The organism is Brevundimonas abyssalis TAR-001 (assembly GCF_000466985.1).
Taxonomy (GTDB): domain Bacteria; phylum Pseudomonadota; class Alphaproteobacteria; order Caulobacterales; family Caulobacteraceae; genus Brevundimonas; species Brevundimonas abyssalis.
Map to the genome: position 1 here is coordinate 62260 of NZ_BATC01000004.1, position 14389 is coordinate 76648.

The window sequence follows — 14389 nt, forward strand, 5'->3', positions numbered from 1 at the left end:
ACAAATCAGCCGTTTCGAGATTGCCCCCGCAGGCATTCGATAGCCGACGCGATGGCCGCATCATCCGGTTTGGCAGATCCCCATTCCTTCCAGAAATCCCGCGTAGCGCTATCGGGTGCCACTTTGGGCATATCGAGCTTGATCCGCGTTGGTAGAAGAACCGCATCACCCAACAACAGCGCCTCACCCGTATCAAGTAACGGCAAAATGCTCGTCAGCCCCGCCAGCGAATCCGGCATCAGGCGCTTGATGACGCCCTGATCGGTTTCATTCGTCAGGCGCAGAGCCAAGAAATTATTGCACTGGCTCAGGATCGTCCGGCTGACATCCGACGGGCGCTGACTCACCACCAACAACGAGAAGCCATATTTACGGCCTTCCTTGGCGATTCGCTCGAATGATCCGAGGGCTTGACGCTGGACCGCGTCAGCGTCATCGCGAACCGGAAGATAAAGATGCGCCTCGTCGCAGAGCAGCGTAACCGGCGTCCGGGTCTTCCCGCTCATCCAGAACTGAACATCATAAAGTAGCCTCGCCAGCGTCCCCGTCACCACGGGGAGTACGTCGGCGGGCACTTCGGAGAAGTCGATAACCTTGATGCCTGTGTCATCGCCAGATTGCAGCAGTTTGAGCATCTGCGCTGAAAGCCAGTCGTATTTCATCGCAGCAGGTGGCGGTGCGAACATGAAACCGTAGCGACGATCGTCCAGCTTTGCTTCGAGGCGCGACAGGAACCGCGTCAGCTTGTCCTCCCATTCCCCCTTCACCGGTCCAGTCTTACCAACGCCTTTTGTGGTGTTGTCTGTGTTCAGAAGCCCGACTAATTGTTTCACATCGTAGGGTATCGGTGAATCGACGGTGTATGTTTTCTTGATGTTTGCCTTACCCTCGGCGTCGAGGGTCTGTCCTTTTAGAGAGCGGACATGCAGAGTGAACCGTGACGCCTGATTGGGGGCGTTCTGGTCGCTGCGATCGAGGATCATCGACAGCATTTCATCGCGATTAAGCAGCCAGTACGGCAGGAATAGCGTGTCGTCGCCCGGATTTTCCAGATCGCCGGGACCAGCAATGCGGAAGCGCGTGGCAAATCCTCCATTCGCTTTGTCCGCCAAGGGGGCATATTCGCCATGCATGTCGAACACGATGATGTTCGGAAATTTTAGCTTCGCGGCCCGTTCAAGGATCAGCGCAACCGCCCAGCTTTTACCTGATCCAGTACTACCGAGAATTGCTGCGTGGCGCTGGAAGAACTTGTCGCCACTGGCAATCGCGTCGGCCGTGCGATCCGCGACGAACGTGCCGAGCTTGAGCCTTTCATCGGCGGAGAAACCGGCTCCGAGGATGCCCATGAAGCGTTGAAGGTTCCCGCCTTCGATGACGAAGCAGTCTCTATCGATTTGCGGAAAGCTATCGGCACCGCGCTTGAAGGTATTCCTACGATCACCCTCCACCGTTCTGAATGTCCCAATCAACACGCCTTGGATCAGGTCGGTCGGCACCGCCGCCAAAAGCCCGCCATCGGCATCTTCATCGTCCGGGCCGGGCAATTCCTCCCTGACGCTGCGGGTGACGCGCTCGGTCATGGCGATGAGATATTCGCGCTCCGTCGCGCCGCGAATGGCGATGAGCTGTCCGATGCCGATCCGCGTGAGCAGAACGGAGTTCGTCACATCGATCGCAACACGGCTGGTATCGACCGACGCGACGCGTCCGATTTTATCCTCGTCAGCAAATTGGAGAGCGGCTTCAGTCATGGTTCAAGCACCTCTGCAACGAATGAGCCCAGATCCCACAGGTCTAGACCGGGAAAGAATGTCTCGACGCCGGCGACAAAGACGCCAGAGCCGGAAACGCCTGCTTGTTCGGCGCGCTGAATCGCGATGACATTGCCGCACTCGTTTACGAGCTTCACGGCGTTATCCGAGAGTCCGTAGGTCAAAAGGAGCGTGGGCACGCCACTGCGGATACGGGGCGTAAGGTGAGTTTCCAGGTGATCGTCGTTAAAGCCATAGCCGATCACGAGAAAGCGGCTGGCACGGTCGATCGCCGAATTTGCCCGTTCCCGATGGCGGTCGAACGGACTTTCGTAGCCGTTGCGAAACTTGTTCAACCCCGGCGTGATGATGAGCCGCGGTAGATCGAGATCGCCAGAGTAGCGTACGGGCTTCCCGTCGCGGTGATACCAATCGAGACTGCCATGAGGTTTGAAGATATTGGCGCGCGGACGATAACGATATTGTGCTCGTCCGCCTTTCAGCGTCACCTCCCGGCAGAAGCTCAAGCGGCTTTCCTGCTCGTTCAACTCACCTGCAAAATGGCCGACGAACAACGTATCGACGCCGAGGCCTGCTTCTTCCACGGCGACCTCAACCAAACGATCATAGTTGGTGGTAACGACCGGAAGCCCCGTATGAGGTTTTAACAAGTGCTTGACAAGCCCGGTAAAACGAAGCGTGCGGGTCCGCGAGAAAACTCCAGCAACGATTTGGCGCTCACGCATAGCGATCAGTTCAGCCGTGCGCGCAACGATTGCGACTTCCAGTCCTGTCGTCGGTGGCACTTCCAGTAGAGCCGCTTCGAGGCCCTTGGTCGGCAGAAGCGGTGAAATGTCGTTCCACCGATCTACCTCCGCTGCCGCCAAGCCTGCTGTCACAGTCGCATCGAGATGGGTAGCTAATTCGCCCATACCCGGCAGCCCTTCCGCACATGACAGACCCGAGCCGACAACCGTTACTAGGCCGTCTGTAAGATGCTGTTGCAACAGCAGTTTAAGCTCATGAATGTCCAAGCGCGCCCTCTCGCCAGTCTCTTTGGGGACCGATTCGGTTAGTATGGCTGATGATCAATTCCTAAGCGATACCAACGATATCGCGACATAATAACAAAAACGGCGATCAGGATGCTCGGATTCTAGGTTCAGCGGCTTTGCACATCCTGGTCCAGCTTTCTGCCCGCCTCCCGCTACAGCTCACACCGGGCGAGTTGCTTGGGGTGCTGCCCCCCGCGCGGCGCAAGGGATCGCTAACGCTCGGCCGGGACGGTCTCCCCAGCCTTCCTCCACATCGTTCCTCCGTTTCGTGCAGGCCGGGTGATCCCCCTCCGTCCCGGCCGCCCCTGCGCCTTGCACCCCCCAGTCTCGGCGACGGCCAGAAGATCAGGCGCGGCGTTCCGCTTCGCTGACCTTCAGACCCGAGGATCAGAGACATGACCAACATATCCGACAGCAATCTCCGCATCTATGTCGCCTGCCTTGCCGCCTACAACAATGGCTATCTGCATGGGGCTTGGATCGACGCGGATCAGGACGTCGACCAGATCAGGGACCAGATTGCCGCGATGCTTGCCCGTTCACCTGTCACGGAGGCGGAGGAATACGCCATTCACGACTATGAGGGCTTCGAGGGCGTCAGCATCTCCGAGTATGCCGGCATCGACAGCGTGGCGCGGATGGCCGCTGTAATCGCAGAGCATGGCGCACTCGGCGCGGGCCTATTGGAGCAGTTCAGCGGCGACATAGACCAAGCCGAAACCGCCTTGCAGGACTGCTATCATGGTCAGTTTGCCAGTCTCGCCGATTATATGGAGGAACTGACCAACGAGAGCATCACTATTCCCGAGGCGCTGCGCTACTATGTCGATTGGCAGGCGATGGCGCACGACGCCGAGTTGAGCGGCGACCTTTTCACCATCGAAACCGGGCACGGCGAGGTGCATGTGTTTTCCAGCAGATGAGAACATGACTGCCTGTCCGTGCTCATAGGGACAGGCATCGCGGAATCACCGGCTGTCGCCAAGCCAAAAACACCAAAAATGATCGGCTTAGCCGCTCAAGGTATCTGCTTTGAGCGGCTTCTATATTTCCAGTGATCCTTGAACCTCTTTTTGCCGGGCGCTGCCCAGCATCCCGGCTTGGGGAGGTGACGCCATGCTCAGCATCGATTGGCGGTCTCCGGCGGCATACGGGCACACAAAATACATCCCTGCCGCTGGTTTCGCTTGGGAATATCTGCGCCGCAATGGCGATTATCGTCAGGACTTCCAGACCATCGTGACCGGGGGATCGTCCGGCCCCGACCTTGATGCGTTCGCGGATCGCTGGGGTTTACGATTTTCCGTGCGACCCCGACGCGCCGCATGACCAGCCGGCACCGATCTGGAGTCCGAGCCTTCAACCGCAAGCCGTGATGCTGTCGCCGGTCGCGCATGGGGACGACGACACCGAACCGATATTGACGCTGGCCCATCTCGACGGCCTCGACCTGCGCCGTGCTTCCGATGGCTGGCACGGCATCTGGCAGCTGGATGGCGTCGCACATCAATTCTGGCTACCCGAGGCGGTGCCAGACGCCGCCGCATTTTATGCCGTCGCCCTTCCGATGGATTCCTTTCTGGAGTTGCGCGCCCACGCCGCCCGCCGCCTTTGGCGGTCCCTCAACGGCCGCGCGCCCGGTGCCGACTTCCGGGTTGTTCCCGCCCAGCTCCGGCAATGGCATATCCTGTCCCTGCGCGCTCTCGACGCCCGGCTGCGCGGCGAGAGCTATCGCACCATCGCCGAAGTCCTGCTCGGCTTTCGCGGCACCAAGGAAGATTTTGAGAACGATCCGCGCAAGAACAAGGCCCGCCGCCTGGTCGCGCACGGTATCAAAATGATGCGCGGCGGCTATCGCCTGCTGCTTCACTACCCGATCAAGCCCGGCAAGCGTTGATCGGGAGGCGTGGCCCTCACGCCTTATTGGCTGCCGCCTGCTCCAGAATCTTCCGATAGCCCTCACGCGATAGCCATTGCGCGCGTTCGAGATGACTTTGCCAGCAACGGCGGGTCCGCAGTTCCTCAGCGACCGGATCACGGTGAAGCACGATTCGCGCGACTTCTTTCCAGTCCGCGCCCTCGGCCTTTGCATCCAGCAAACGCAGATAGGTGACGTAATGCCGTTCATCATAGACGGTTATGGTGTCGCCGGTCGGCGCTTCATCGTCCACATCGGGATCGAGTTCGACGGGAACCCGCATAGTCATTCCCCGCATCCGAGAGGCTTTGTCTGCGGTGCGCCCCCGCAAACGATTCTCTCTGACTCTTGGTGATCGGGGAGTTCGAAACCGCTGTTACACGGCCCCATGGCCTTTAGCTCGGAAAGCCTGTTGTATACGCCACAGGCTCCCCGACCATAAGGTCAAGGAGTTTGGTGCCGTCACGGCCGGCACCAACCGGTAACAGAGGGGTTTCGACGCCCCAGAGCAGCGCGTCTGCTCCACCCACATTCTTAGCCGAACCGCGTGCGAATGTCTTCGCCTATTCAATGCGGCAGGCGATGAGCCGCTGAAATCCCTCAACTATTAGCCGCGCCGCCCCGAAGGGGGGTGCCGCTAGCGCATAGGCGCAAATGCGGCACGCTACGCGCCGCCGATCCCTCGCCATGTTTCGCCACGGTCCGCTGCCGCCCCCGGCAGCCCAATCCCGACTGGAGGTGATCCATGCCCAACCCGCTTGCGGGCCTGCCGCCGCGCCTGCTGCGCACCAAGGAAGCCGCGCGCTTCCTTGGCATATCCATCCGCACCCTTGAGAAGCATCGCACCTATGGCACCGGCCCGACCTATCGCAAGGTCGGCGGTCGCGTCCTCTACACCGTCCGCGATCTGGAAGACTGGAGCGCGGCGGGCGAGCGCAAATCCACCCGCGAAAAGACCGCCGGCACCGTCTTTCCCGCGCGTCCCCTCACGCCCGAAGAACGGGGCGACTGCTAGATGCTGCGCGAGGACGATCACGACCCCGCGTTGCCGGGCGAGGGCAGCGAGCGCAGCCGACTAGACCCCTTTGTGGTCGCAACGGGCGACGCGCCGCCGCGCGACCAGCGCGACTTGATGGAACGGCCGTTCTTCTCGCTGGCGAAGACCCCGCGCAGCAAGCCAATTCTCTACAAGGCCGCCGACATAGAGGTGCAGGTGTTCGGCATGCCCGAGCACGGCATGGCGACCATTTGGGACGCCGATGTGCTAATATGGGCGGCCTCGCAGATCGTCGCGGCCGAGAACAACGGCCACACCACGTCGCGCTTTGTCCGGTTTACGCCCTACCATCTTTTGCGCGCCATCGGGCGGCCGACCGGCAATCACCAATATCGGCTTCTGAAAGCCGCGCTGGCGCGGCTGCAATCGACCGTCATTGCAACCACCATCCGCAACGGCCCGCATTGGCGTCGCCGGCAATTCTCATGGATCAACGAGTGGGAGGAAATGACGACGCGCGCCGGCCGCGTCGAGGGCATGGAGTTCGTCCTGCCCGAATGGTTCTACAACAGCGTCATTGACCGCTCGCTGGTCCTGACCATCGACCCGGCCTATTTCCGGCTGACTGGCGGCATAGAGCGATGGCTTTACCGCGTCGCCAGAAAGCACGCCGGCCACCAGCGCCACGGCTGGATTTTCGAGGTCGTACACCTTCACCAGAAATCCGGCAGCCTCGCACGGCCGTCCGACTTTGCGCTCGACCTGCGCCGGATCGCGGCCCGCCAGCAACTTCCCGGCTACCTGCTCCAGATCGAGCGGCAAGACGGCCGCGAACTGCTGCGCATCCGCCCCGAAAGCTCATCAACAGGCACTGTTGATAACCCTGTTAATGCCATCGGCAGATCAGGCGCACGGGGTATCGGCACATCAGGCGCAGCACTATCGGCAGATCAGGCGCACGAACCGCAGCTAACTCTTTGGCCTGAAACGCGGAATCCGACCGCTAACTTATCTAACAGAGAATCTAACTCTTTTTCTTTGACGCGCGCGCAGGCGAAGCGTGGTGCCGGTTCTGCCCGAAGTGGCGAGCCATGACGGCCGCGCTCGACACGATGCGCCCGCGCAGCCCCCAGCACATCCCCGGAGACGAACAATGACCCGTCGCGCCCACCGCAGCGCGCACGGCCGTCCGCTGCCGGACGGGCCTGCGCCCTTCACCACATTGGTCGAGTTGACCTTCGAGAAACGCAAGGTCGAACACTGGATACGCTTCGGCCGCAAGAGCTACGAGCAGATCATCGACCGCCGCCGCAGCGTCGTCGGCTTCGCGCCGGGCAGCGTCTTTGCCTTCGTCCGTTGGGCATCTGGTGAGCATGGCACGGTTGTTTCGCGCATCGACATTGTGCGCGCCATCGGGCGCGGTGAGCCGTTCCAGACATTGCCCTTCGTGCGCCCCGGTGGCGAAATCCTGTTGCGCCTCGACGGCTGGCCCAAGGTGCAGCGTGCGCTTGTAGCTATCGACGCCGTGGATGCGCTCGGCCTCGATCCGGCCGACGCCTCGCCGGATCACTGGCGGCACGTCCACAACCGTTTGACCGCCAATCTGGAACCGCACGCCTACACGCCCGAGCGACATGCCGCTTGGCTTCACCGTCGAAGGATCGAGCCATGACGCGCCGCCGCACCCTCACGGTGACGGCGCTGGCGGTGATCGGCATCGCCGCCGCAAGCGCGGTCAAGACACCGACGAAACTCATATGGAACGCCACCGCCAGCGCACCGGTCGGATTCTACACCGTCGAGCCGGCCGAGCGGATCGACGTGCCGGAGCTGGTCGCCGTCATGCCGCCCGAACCGCTCGCCGCTTTCATGGTCGAGCGCGGCTATATCGCGCGAGGCGTTCCGCTGTTGAAGCGCGTCCTCGGCCTGCCGGGGCAGCGGGTTTGCCGCACCGGCCGCACGATCACGGTTGACGGGATCGAGATGGGCGATGCGCTGGAGCGCGACAGCCTCGGCCGCGATCTGCCCGGCTGGCAGGGTTGCCGCGTCATCGGCGACGGCCAGCTTTTCCTCATGAATTGGGAGGTCCGCGACAGCCTCGACGGCCGGTATTTCGGACCCATCCCCGCAGCTTCCGTCATCGGCCGAGCGGTCCCGCTCTGGACCGATGAGGAAGGCGTCGGCCGCTACGAGTGGCGCGCGCCGACGCACTGAAACCGCCCCCCGAAACCAATCGCAGGAGATTTCCCATGGCAGAAATAGGCACCTTCACCCGCACCGAAACCGGCTATGCCGGGGAGCTTCATTCGTTCGGCCTCCACGAAAAGCTGTTCATCGTCCCGGCCAAAGCGAGCGACGTGAAAAACGCGCCCGACTATCGCGTGCGTCTCGATAGCGAGGACGGCCCGGACGCCGGCCCCGCATGGAAAGACTCCAGCGAGAACGCTGGCGAGTTCGTGTCGATGCGATTGGAGGGGCCAATCTTCCCGTTCCCGATCCGCGCCAAGCTGTTCCAGTCCAACGATGATCCATCGGTCTGGACCCTGCGTTGGAAGCACGCCCGGAAGATCGAGGATGAGGAATGACGGCCGCGCGCGTCCGGCCCGCCACCCGGTCAAAGATCGGCATCCCTTTGTTCGCGGAAAAGCCGTCGCATCCCTTCGTCCCGCTCGGCGACCAGACGGCCGGCGCGCACAGCGAAGGTCAGGGGCGGCCATCGGCCGGCGCTTGCGCCTTGCCCTTGACCGCAGCGAGCACGCTGGCAGGCTGGCGGCGAAACGGAGACAGGCCGGCATGGCATTGTGCCATCCTGCTGCTGGCGGGGGCGCTTTCAGTCTGCATCGGATCGGGCGTCGCTGTCGCGCAGTCCGTGCCGGTCGAGCGCCCGGCCGCAGCCCATCCCTTTGCGGCGCACATCTCCGAGGCGTCGCAGCGTTTCGGCATCCCCGAGCACTGGATTCGCGCCGTGCTGCGCGCCGAGAGCGCGGGCGACGTGCGTGCGATTTCGTCGGCCGGGGCGATGGGATTGATGCAGGTCATGCCCGACACATGGGCGGGCCTGCGCGTCCGCCATGGCCTCGGCCGCGATCCCTACGACCCGCGCGACAATATCCTCGTAGGCACGGCCTACCTGCGCGAGATGTTCGACCGCTACGGCAATGTCGCGGCGATGCTTGCGGCCTATAACGCCGGCCCCGGCCGCTATGACGAGCACCGCGCGACGGGCCGCCCGCTTCCCGCCGAGACACGCGCCTATGTCGCCGCGCTTGCCCCGATCCTTGGCGGCGCGGCTCCATCGGATGCGCCGTTGCAACCACCGGCACCGCAGCCCGACTGGCGCGAGGCACCGCTGTTCGTCATGCGGCCGGACGACACGCGAGCTGCCGCCGCGCCCCCGTCCGTGGTGCAAACAGGCGACGGCCGCGCTGCCGTTCCGGCGCGCGACCACGCCCGTGCGGAGTCGCAGGACGGCAGCATTTTCGTGGCGAGCGCCAGCGATGGAGAAACGCCATGAGGGCGGCGTTCCCGCGCTCGGCGGCGCTGATTTCGGCATCCAGTCCGGCAGGTTTGCGCCCGGCTGGATTCCCGGCAGGAAGGGCAGAAAAGACAGAAAGGGCGGAGGGCAAGATTAAAGAAGACGGCACCATATCGGGCCGCTTCTGGAAATTATTGTTGTCTGCACACTGGTTAGGTGGCCAGTTCCGGCACCATGGTTTTGAGGGGCCGCGTGCCGCGATTTCGCGCAAAGCCTTGGCTTTGCAGGGTTTTGAGCAGCACCATAGGCGCAGATCGGCCGTTTTCCGGCATTTTCGGCCGGAGCCGCGCCTATGAGCGCAGACGACGAAAACCGCTTCCGTCCGAAGCCCGGCCGCATCCGATCCGACACGCCGAGGGCCGGCAAGACCAAGAGCTTTTTCACGCAGGTCAGGAAGATCACCCAGCAGCATCAGGCGGCAGCCTCCCGCGATCCTTCCATGCCGTCATCCGCCCGCCCGTCATCGCCGGGCCGGTCCCGTGCCGTGGTCGCCAGCGGCAAGGGCGTGAAGCGCGGCCGGGGCGCGAGCTTCGTGCGCGCCCGCAACATCTCCGGCCAATGGCATCATCGCCAGCCGGGCAGCCGCCGCGTGATCGTCAAGCAGCGGAGCGTCCGAGCCGCGTGGAAGGGCGGACGCGCCCGCGCGCATCTACGCTATGTTCAGCGTGACGGAACCTCGCGTGACGGCGAGCGCGGCCAGCTCTATTCGGCGCATGAAGACCGAGCCGATGGCGACGCCTTCCTTGATCGTGGTCAGGACGACCGCCATCAGTTCAGATTCATCGTCTCGCCCGAGGATGGCGCGGAGCTATCGGACCTCACCGCCTACACCCGCGATTTCATGAAACAGGTGGAAGCAGACCTCGGCGCCAAACTCGATTGGGTTGCCGTCAATCACTACAACACCGGCCATCCCCATGTGCATATCATCGTCAACGGCCGCAACGACACGGGCGGGGATCTGGTCATCAACGGCGATTATCTTTCCGCCGGCCTGCGCGAGCGCGCCAGCGAGCTTGCCAGTCTTGAACTCGGCCCCGTGACCGAGATCGAGCAAACGCGCAAGCTGTCTGCCGAAATCGACCAAGACCGCTTGACCCGGATCGACCGCGCCATGACCGAGGAAGCCGATGCCCGTTTCCTCGACCTGCGCCATGAGCCGGCAGAGCCGAGGCGGCAGTTCGAGCGGACGCTGCGCCTGCGCCGTCTTACAAAGCTAGAGAAGATGGGATTGGCGACCGAGCACGCGCCCGGCGTTTGGGAGTTGAGCAAGGACATGGAGCCGGCTCTGCGCGAGCTGGGCGAGCGCGGCGACCTCATCCGCACCATGCAGAAGGCGCTCGGCCCGCAGGGCGGCGAACGCGATCCCATGAGCTTCCAAATCCATGACGGAGCGCCCGAGACGCCCATCGTCGGCCGCGTCGTGGACAAGCACCTGTCTGACGAGCTGGGGGAGAACCTGACAGTCATGGTGGACGGGATCGACGGCAGGACGCACCACATCGCCGGTATCGCGCCCGAGCGGCTGGAGGACGCCCGTATCGGCAGCGTGGTCCAGATCGGCCCGGCCGAAGCGGCAGCCCGGCCGTCCGACCGCACCATCACGGCCATCGCCGATGACGGCATCTACCGGCCGAGCCGTCATCTGGAGCAGGCGAAGTTCGAGGGCCGCGCTCCGGGCGGCGACTATGAGGGCTATGTCGATGCTCATATTCGCAGGCTGGAGGCGTTGCGTCGGGCCGGGATCGTCGAGCGGATCGACGCCGACCAATGGCGCATCCCCGATGATCTGGTCGGCCGTGCAGCCGCCTATGACGCCGGCCGGGACCGGCAGGCCAGCGTTCGCGTCCTTTCCCCCGTCGGGCTGCAAAGGCAGATCGGTTCGGATGGTGCGACCTGGCTGGACCGGCGATTGGTTCATGGTGAAACGGCCGACCTTGCGCCGGCCGGCTTCGGCCAGCAGGTGCGTGAGGCGATGGACCAGCGGCGCGAGCATCATATCGAACAGGGCGACGCCAGCCGAGCGCGGAATGGCCGCGTCTTCTACCGGCGCAGCCTTCTAGCCACCTTGCGCGAGCGCGAGGTTGCCCGCGTCGGCGTGGAGATGGCCGAGAACAAGGGCCTGCCGTTCCGCGCCGCCACGGACGGCGAGAACGTCAGCGGCAAGTTCACCGGGACCGTGCAGCTATCCAGCGGCAAGTTCGCCGTGGTCGAGAAATCCCATGAGTTCACGCTTGTCCCGTGGCGGCCGGTCATCGACCGCCAGCTTGGCCGCGAAGTCATGGGCGTCGTGCAGGGCGGATCGGTGTCGTGGCAGTTGGGCCGGCAGAGGGGGTTGAGCTTTTAGCCATATCCATCCGTGAATCTCATGTTGAAGTATCCCAGCAAACTGCTAGGCTACCTGCCGCACGGTAGGATTTGGTTATGGCAAAGATTGAGCGTGATGAGATTGTAAAACGTGCCACCGGACTTTTCCGCATCGGTGGCTACGACGATACGTCGATGGCCCAGATCGCGGATGCCTGCGGAATCCGCAAGGCCAGTCTCTATCACCACTTCCCCGAAAAGGATGGGCTGGTCCTCGCCGCCATCGAGCGCATCCACGACCATTTCCGCGAACACATCTTCGCCATCGCCTACAGCAACGACACCGACGCCAAGCAGAGGCTCTATGCGCTTTGCGAGGCGACGTTCGGCTATTTCAACGGTCGGGAAGGCGGATGCTTGCTAGGCAATTTCACGCTGGCGCTGACGGAGCGTGCGCCACGTTTTCAAGAGCCGTTGCGTTCGTATTTTGACGATTGGGCGAAAGCAATCGCGCATCTGCTAACCCCCGAACATGGAGCAGGCAAGGCGCGCGATCTGGCCTTCGATTCAGTCGCCCACGTCCAAGGCGCGATCATGATGATGCGCCTTTACAACGACCCCCAACATCTTCGCCGGGCGCTTGATACGAGCATCAAGATGCTTCCGTAAATTTACTCTCAAAACCTACCGGGTGGCCGGTAGTATATGGAGCGAACATGCAGAACGCGCAACATTTCCACGGACCATGGATAGTCGCCATCGCCTTCATCACTCTGATGGGAGCGTTTGGCCTCAATCTTAGCGGCGGCCAGTTTTTCGCGCCCTTGGCCCAAGAGTTCGGATGGGGACTCGCGACGTTGAGTTCAGCGGCAGCCCTCAACATGATCGTATGGGGCATCTTTCAGCCTCTCATGGGGAGAATGATCGACCGCTTCGGCCCAAAGCCCGTCATCGTGGCAAGTGCCGCGCTGATGGGAATCGCCTTTCTGCTGTCATCGACCATTTCAACAGTCTGGGAGTTTTATTTCTACTACGGAATCCTTGCCGCGATTGGTTTTGCTGGCTGCGGGTCAATGGCCAATTCGGTCCTAGTCGCTCGATGGTATGTCCGGGGGCGAGCGCGGATGCTGGCCCAAAGCGCCATGGGCATGAATATCGGCCAGCTTGTTTTTCTTCCGCTCGCCGGATGGCTTATCGTCACTTCTGGCTTTCGCGGCGCGTTCCTTGTGCTCGGCATGTTAATGATCGTGGTGATCGTCCCTCTGGTCCTGTTCGTCACTCAAAGTTCTCCAGACAAGATCAATCAAGCACCGGATGGCGACCAGCTTTCCACCTTCACCCCGCCCAAGTCCGCATCGCTTTCGCAGGCAATTCGCAACTCTGATTTTTGGGCTGCGACATTCGCCTTCGTCACTTGCGGATATTCCCTCTATCTTGTTGTGATCCACCTGCCGCGTTTCGCCGTCGATCTTGGGGCAGACCTTTCCACAGGCGGGCAGGTTCTCGGCCTTGCCGCTGGTGCAAGCGCGATTTCTATGTGGGCGTGCGGGCAGTTGGCTGGACGGGTTGGCAAGAAGAACCTGCTGATTGGCCTTTATCTAGTCCGCGCACTCTCCCTTGCCTTCCTCGCAGTCTCTACAGAGGTGTGGCACCTCTATGCGTTCGCCCTCATCTATGGCGTATCGTCCATGCCGATCATCCCATTGAAGACCGGCTTGATCGGCGACCTGTTCGGCGCGAACGCCATGGGCAGCATCCTCGGCACCGCATGGTTTCTGCATCAAATACTTGCGGCTATCGCCGTGTATCTCGGCGGCTATTTGCGGGTTGAGACGGGAAGCTACTCGGCGGCTTTCTGGTCGGCCGCGATCCTGCTTCTGATTGGCGCGGTATCGACGATACTTGTCCGTAATTCTGGAGGGCCGGTCCCGCTAAAGCCAAATCCAGCGCGCGGGTAGCAATGCGGCGGCGATCAGCACCTATGATTGATCGTCAATGGAAAGTGCCGACCATGCTCGGGTCGCGCATCCCCCTCGCATCACTGATCCAGACGCTTGCCGTCGCCGAGTATTTGAACTTCCGCCACGCTGCCAATGCGCTCGGCGTGGCCCAATCCAGCGTCAGCGCCCGCGTGAAGGCGCTGGAGGAAGACCTTGGCGGCCGGGCATCACGCAAAGCGTGTTGAGCGGGCTATCATGACGCCGCGCCTGTTCCAGACGCAATTCCCCGCAATAGAATGTCAATATGCTTGTCGAGCAATTCGGTGCCCGGTGTTTTCGTCAAGCTCCATGCAATAGCATTTGCCAGTAGGAACACATCTTCGGCCGTGACGTTCGCTCGAATCTGGTCGGCCTCCTTGGCGCGAACCAGAATACGATCCGTCAGGCTTTCCAACGAGCCGCACACCACAGAGAAACTTCCTGATTTTCCCGCAGAGGCATCGAGGACGCGATTCGGAAGTCCACTGTAAGTTCTGGAAAACATGGCTAGTTCCCGAAGCCATTCACCCAGCGCCATGAATGGATCGCGACCATGCGCATACTTGTCCGAGTTTCGGACTAGCTGATCCACGTCATCCTGTATTGCTGCCGCTATCAAGTCTTCCCGCGTCGGAAAGTGACGGTAGAGCGTGCCTTGGCCGACACCTACCGTTTTGGCGATTTCTTCCAGCGGAGCATCGACACCCTTGGAGGCGAAAGCCGTCCGAGCAGCCTCGACGATCAGATCACGGTTGCGGCGCGCGTCCGCGCGCAGAGGACGAGGGGGCTGGGTTGTCATGGCTTCATGACTAGCACTTGACTCAACCGGACACAATGTCCATTT

General features: G+C 62.1%; 18 protein-coding genes and 1 pseudogene. 15 read left to right on the forward strand and 4 right to left on the reverse strand.

Going from position 1 to position 14389, the window contains the following annotated elements; translation table 11 throughout:
* Positions 1 to 5: 5 nt before the first annotated feature.
* Both MBEBAB_RS02020 and MBEBAB_RS15445 read right to left on the reverse strand, forming a co-directional pair.
* Entirely contained in the window at positions 6 to 1754 is a 1749-nt protein-coding gene (locus tag MBEBAB_RS02020) for an ATP-binding protein (RefSeq protein ID WP_021696256.1), read from the reverse strand.
* Entirely contained in the window at positions 1751 to 2788 is a 1038-nt protein-coding gene (locus tag MBEBAB_RS15445; protein WP_081703375.1) for an SIR2 family protein, read from the reverse strand. The genes MBEBAB_RS02020 and MBEBAB_RS15445 overlap by 4 nt, the downstream gene beginning before the upstream one ends.
* A 416-nt stretch (positions 2789 to 3204) precedes the next feature.
* Here MBEBAB_RS15445 and MBEBAB_RS02030 point away from each other — a divergent pair, with 416 nt between their 5' ends.
* The 3 genes from MBEBAB_RS02030 (at position 3205) to MBEBAB_RS02035 (ending at position 4706) form a co-directional block, all read left to right on the forward strand.
* On the forward strand, positions 3205 to 3732 hold the full coding sequence (locus MBEBAB_RS02030) for an antirestriction protein ArdA (RefSeq protein WP_021696257.1): 528 nt from the start codon (positions 3205 to 3207) through the stop codon (positions 3730 to 3732).
* Positions 3733 to 3925: 193 nt separating this feature from the next.
* On the forward strand, positions 3926 to 4138 hold the full coding sequence (locus MBEBAB_RS15450) for a transcriptional regulator domain-containing protein (RefSeq protein WP_021696258.1): 213 nt from the start codon (positions 3926 to 3928) through the stop codon (positions 4136 to 4138).
* A 46-nt stretch (positions 4139 to 4184) separates the two neighbouring features.
* A complete protein-coding gene (locus tag MBEBAB_RS02035; RefSeq protein WP_021696259.1) occupies positions 4185 to 4706 on the forward strand; it encodes a DUF2285 domain-containing protein in 522 nt (173 codons plus the stop codon).
* 16 nt (positions 4707 to 4722) lie between these two features.
* Here the strand turns inward: MBEBAB_RS02035 and MBEBAB_RS02040 are convergent, their stop codons facing one another.
* Positions 4723 to 5010, reverse strand: a complete 288-nt coding sequence (locus tag MBEBAB_RS02040) for a DNA -binding domain-containing protein (RefSeq protein ID WP_021696260.1) — start codon at positions 5008 to 5010, stop codon at positions 4723 to 4725.
* Between the two features lie 462 nt (positions 5011 to 5472).
* Here MBEBAB_RS02040 and MBEBAB_RS02045 point away from each other — a divergent pair, with 462 nt between their 5' ends.
* From MBEBAB_RS02045 to MBEBAB_RS02090, 12 genes and pseudogenes are all read left to right on the forward strand, one after another.
* Positions 5473 to 5742 carry a helix-turn-helix transcriptional regulator gene (locus MBEBAB_RS02045; protein WP_021696261.1) on the forward strand — a complete coding sequence of 90 codons (270 nt, stop codon included), beginning with the start codon at positions 5473 to 5475 and terminating at the stop codon, positions 5740 to 5742.
* A complete protein-coding gene (locus tag MBEBAB_RS02050; RefSeq protein ID WP_021696262.1) occupies positions 5743 to 6819 on the forward strand; it encodes a replication initiator protein A in 1077 nt (358 codons plus the stop codon).
* A gap of 58 nt (positions 6820 to 6877) precedes the next feature.
* Positions 6878 to 7396, forward strand: coding sequence for a DUF2840 domain-containing protein (locus MBEBAB_RS02055; protein ID WP_021696263.1), 519 nt, complete (start codon positions 6878 to 6880; stop codon positions 7394 to 7396).
* Entirely contained in the window at positions 7393 to 7938 is a 546-nt protein-coding gene (locus MBEBAB_RS02060; protein ID WP_021696264.1) for a S26 family signal peptidase, read from the forward strand. Before MBEBAB_RS02055 ends, MBEBAB_RS02060 begins: the two co-directional genes overlap by 4 nt.
* Complete coding sequence (locus MBEBAB_RS02065; RefSeq protein WP_242397024.1) at positions 7917 to 8309, forward strand: DUF736 domain-containing protein; 393 nt, start codon at positions 7917 to 7919, stop codon at positions 8307 to 8309. Before MBEBAB_RS02060 ends, MBEBAB_RS02065 begins: the two co-directional genes overlap by 22 nt.
* The gene (locus tag MBEBAB_RS02070; protein WP_021696266.1) at positions 8306 to 9238 is read left to right on the forward strand and encodes a lytic transglycosylase domain-containing protein; all 933 of its coding nucleotides are present in this window, start codon (positions 8306 to 8308) and stop codon (positions 9236 to 9238) included. Before MBEBAB_RS02065 ends, MBEBAB_RS02070 begins: the two co-directional genes overlap by 4 nt.
* Positions 9235 to 9555 carry a hypothetical protein gene (locus MBEBAB_RS15985; protein ID WP_148291403.1) on the forward strand — a complete coding sequence of 107 codons (321 nt, stop codon included), beginning with the start codon at positions 9235 to 9237 and terminating at the stop codon, positions 9553 to 9555. Before MBEBAB_RS02070 ends, MBEBAB_RS15985 begins: the two co-directional genes overlap by 4 nt.
* 143 nt (positions 9556 to 9698) lie before the next feature.
* Positions 9699 to 10205: pseudogene (locus tag MBEBAB_RS18520) on the forward strand (relaxase/mobilization nuclease domain-containing protein); the annotation flags it as partial.
* A gap of 168 nt (positions 10206 to 10373) precedes the next feature.
* Positions 10374 to 11606 carry a DUF3363 domain-containing protein gene (locus tag MBEBAB_RS17070; RefSeq protein WP_262422601.1) on the forward strand — a complete coding sequence of 411 codons (1233 nt, stop codon included), beginning with the start codon at positions 10374 to 10376 and terminating at the stop codon, positions 11604 to 11606.
* A 77-nt stretch (positions 11607 to 11683) separates the two neighbouring features.
* Entirely contained in the window at positions 11684 to 12235 is a 552-nt protein-coding gene (locus MBEBAB_RS02080; RefSeq protein WP_081703376.1) for a TetR/AcrR family transcriptional regulator, read from the forward strand.
* A 47-nt stretch (positions 12236 to 12282) separates the two neighbouring features.
* Positions 12283 to 13524, forward strand: coding sequence for an MFS transporter (locus MBEBAB_RS02085; protein WP_021696270.1), 1242 nt, complete (start codon positions 12283 to 12285; stop codon positions 13522 to 13524).
* A 23-nt stretch (positions 13525 to 13547) separates the two neighbouring features.
* Positions 13548 to 13751: a helix-turn-helix domain-containing protein gene (locus tag MBEBAB_RS02090; RefSeq protein WP_021696271.1), complete on the forward strand. Its 204-nt coding sequence runs from the start codon at positions 13548 to 13550 to the stop codon at positions 13749 to 13751.
* 8 nt (positions 13752 to 13759) lie between these two features.
* Here MBEBAB_RS02090 and MBEBAB_RS15455 read toward each other — a convergent pair whose 3' ends face one another.
* A complete protein-coding gene (locus tag MBEBAB_RS15455) occupies positions 13760 to 14344 on the reverse strand; it encodes a TetR/AcrR family transcriptional regulator (RefSeq protein ID WP_081703377.1) in 585 nt (194 codons plus the stop codon).
* Positions 14345 to 14389 lie beyond the last annotated feature (45 nt).

Bases quoted from the DNA above. Each gene is read 5' to 3' on its own strand.
- MBEBAB_RS02020 (WP_021696256.1), bottom strand. From the start codon at position 1,754: ATGACTGAAGCCGCTCTCCAATTTGCTGACGAGGATAAAATCGGACGC.
- MBEBAB_RS02030 (WP_021696257.1), top strand. From the start codon at position 3,205: ATGACCAACATATCCGACAGCAATCTCCGCATCTATGTCGCCTGCCTT.
- MBEBAB_RS15450 (WP_021696258.1), top strand. From the start codon at position 3,926: ATGCTCAGCATCGATTGGCGGTCTCCGGCGGCATACGGGCACACAAAA.
- MBEBAB_RS02035 (WP_021696259.1), top strand. From the start codon at position 4,185: ATGCTGTCGCCGGTCGCGCATGGGGACGACGACACCGAACCGATATTG.
- MBEBAB_RS02040 (WP_021696260.1), bottom strand. From the start codon at position 5,010: ATGCGGGTTCCCGTCGAACTCGATCCCGATGTGGACGATGAAGCGCCG.
- MBEBAB_RS02045 (WP_021696261.1), top strand. From the start codon at position 5,473: ATGCCCAACCCGCTTGCGGGCCTGCCGCCGCGCCTGCTGCGCACCAAG.
- MBEBAB_RS02050 (WP_021696262.1), top strand. From the start codon at position 5,743: ATGCTGCGCGAGGACGATCACGACCCCGCGTTGCCGGGCGAGGGCAGC.
- MBEBAB_RS02055 (WP_021696263.1), top strand. From the start codon at position 6,878: ATGACCCGTCGCGCCCACCGCAGCGCGCACGGCCGTCCGCTGCCGGAC.
- MBEBAB_RS02060 (WP_021696264.1), top strand. From the start codon at position 7,393: ATGACGCGCCGCCGCACCCTCACGGTGACGGCGCTGGCGGTGATCGGC.
- MBEBAB_RS02070 (WP_021696266.1), top strand. From the start codon at position 8,306: ATGACGGCCGCGCGCGTCCGGCCCGCCACCCGGTCAAAGATCGGCATC.
- MBEBAB_RS15985 (WP_148291403.1), top strand. From the start codon at position 9,235: ATGAGGGCGGCGTTCCCGCGCTCGGCGGCGCTGATTTCGGCATCCAGT.
- MBEBAB_RS17070 (WP_262422601.1), top strand. From the start codon at position 10,374: ATGACCGAGGAAGCCGATGCCCGTTTCCTCGACCTGCGCCATGAGCCG.
- MBEBAB_RS02080 (WP_081703376.1), top strand. From the start codon at position 11,684: ATGGCAAAGATTGAGCGTGATGAGATTGTAAAACGTGCCACCGGACTT.
- MBEBAB_RS02085 (WP_021696270.1), top strand. From the start codon at position 12,283: ATGCAGAACGCGCAACATTTCCACGGACCATGGATAGTCGCCATCGCC.
- MBEBAB_RS02090 (WP_021696271.1), top strand. From the start codon at position 13,548: ATGATTGATCGTCAATGGAAAGTGCCGACCATGCTCGGGTCGCGCATC.
- MBEBAB_RS15455 (WP_081703377.1), bottom strand. From the start codon at position 14,344: ATGACAACCCAGCCCCCTCGTCCTCTGCGCGCGGACGCGCGCCGCAAC.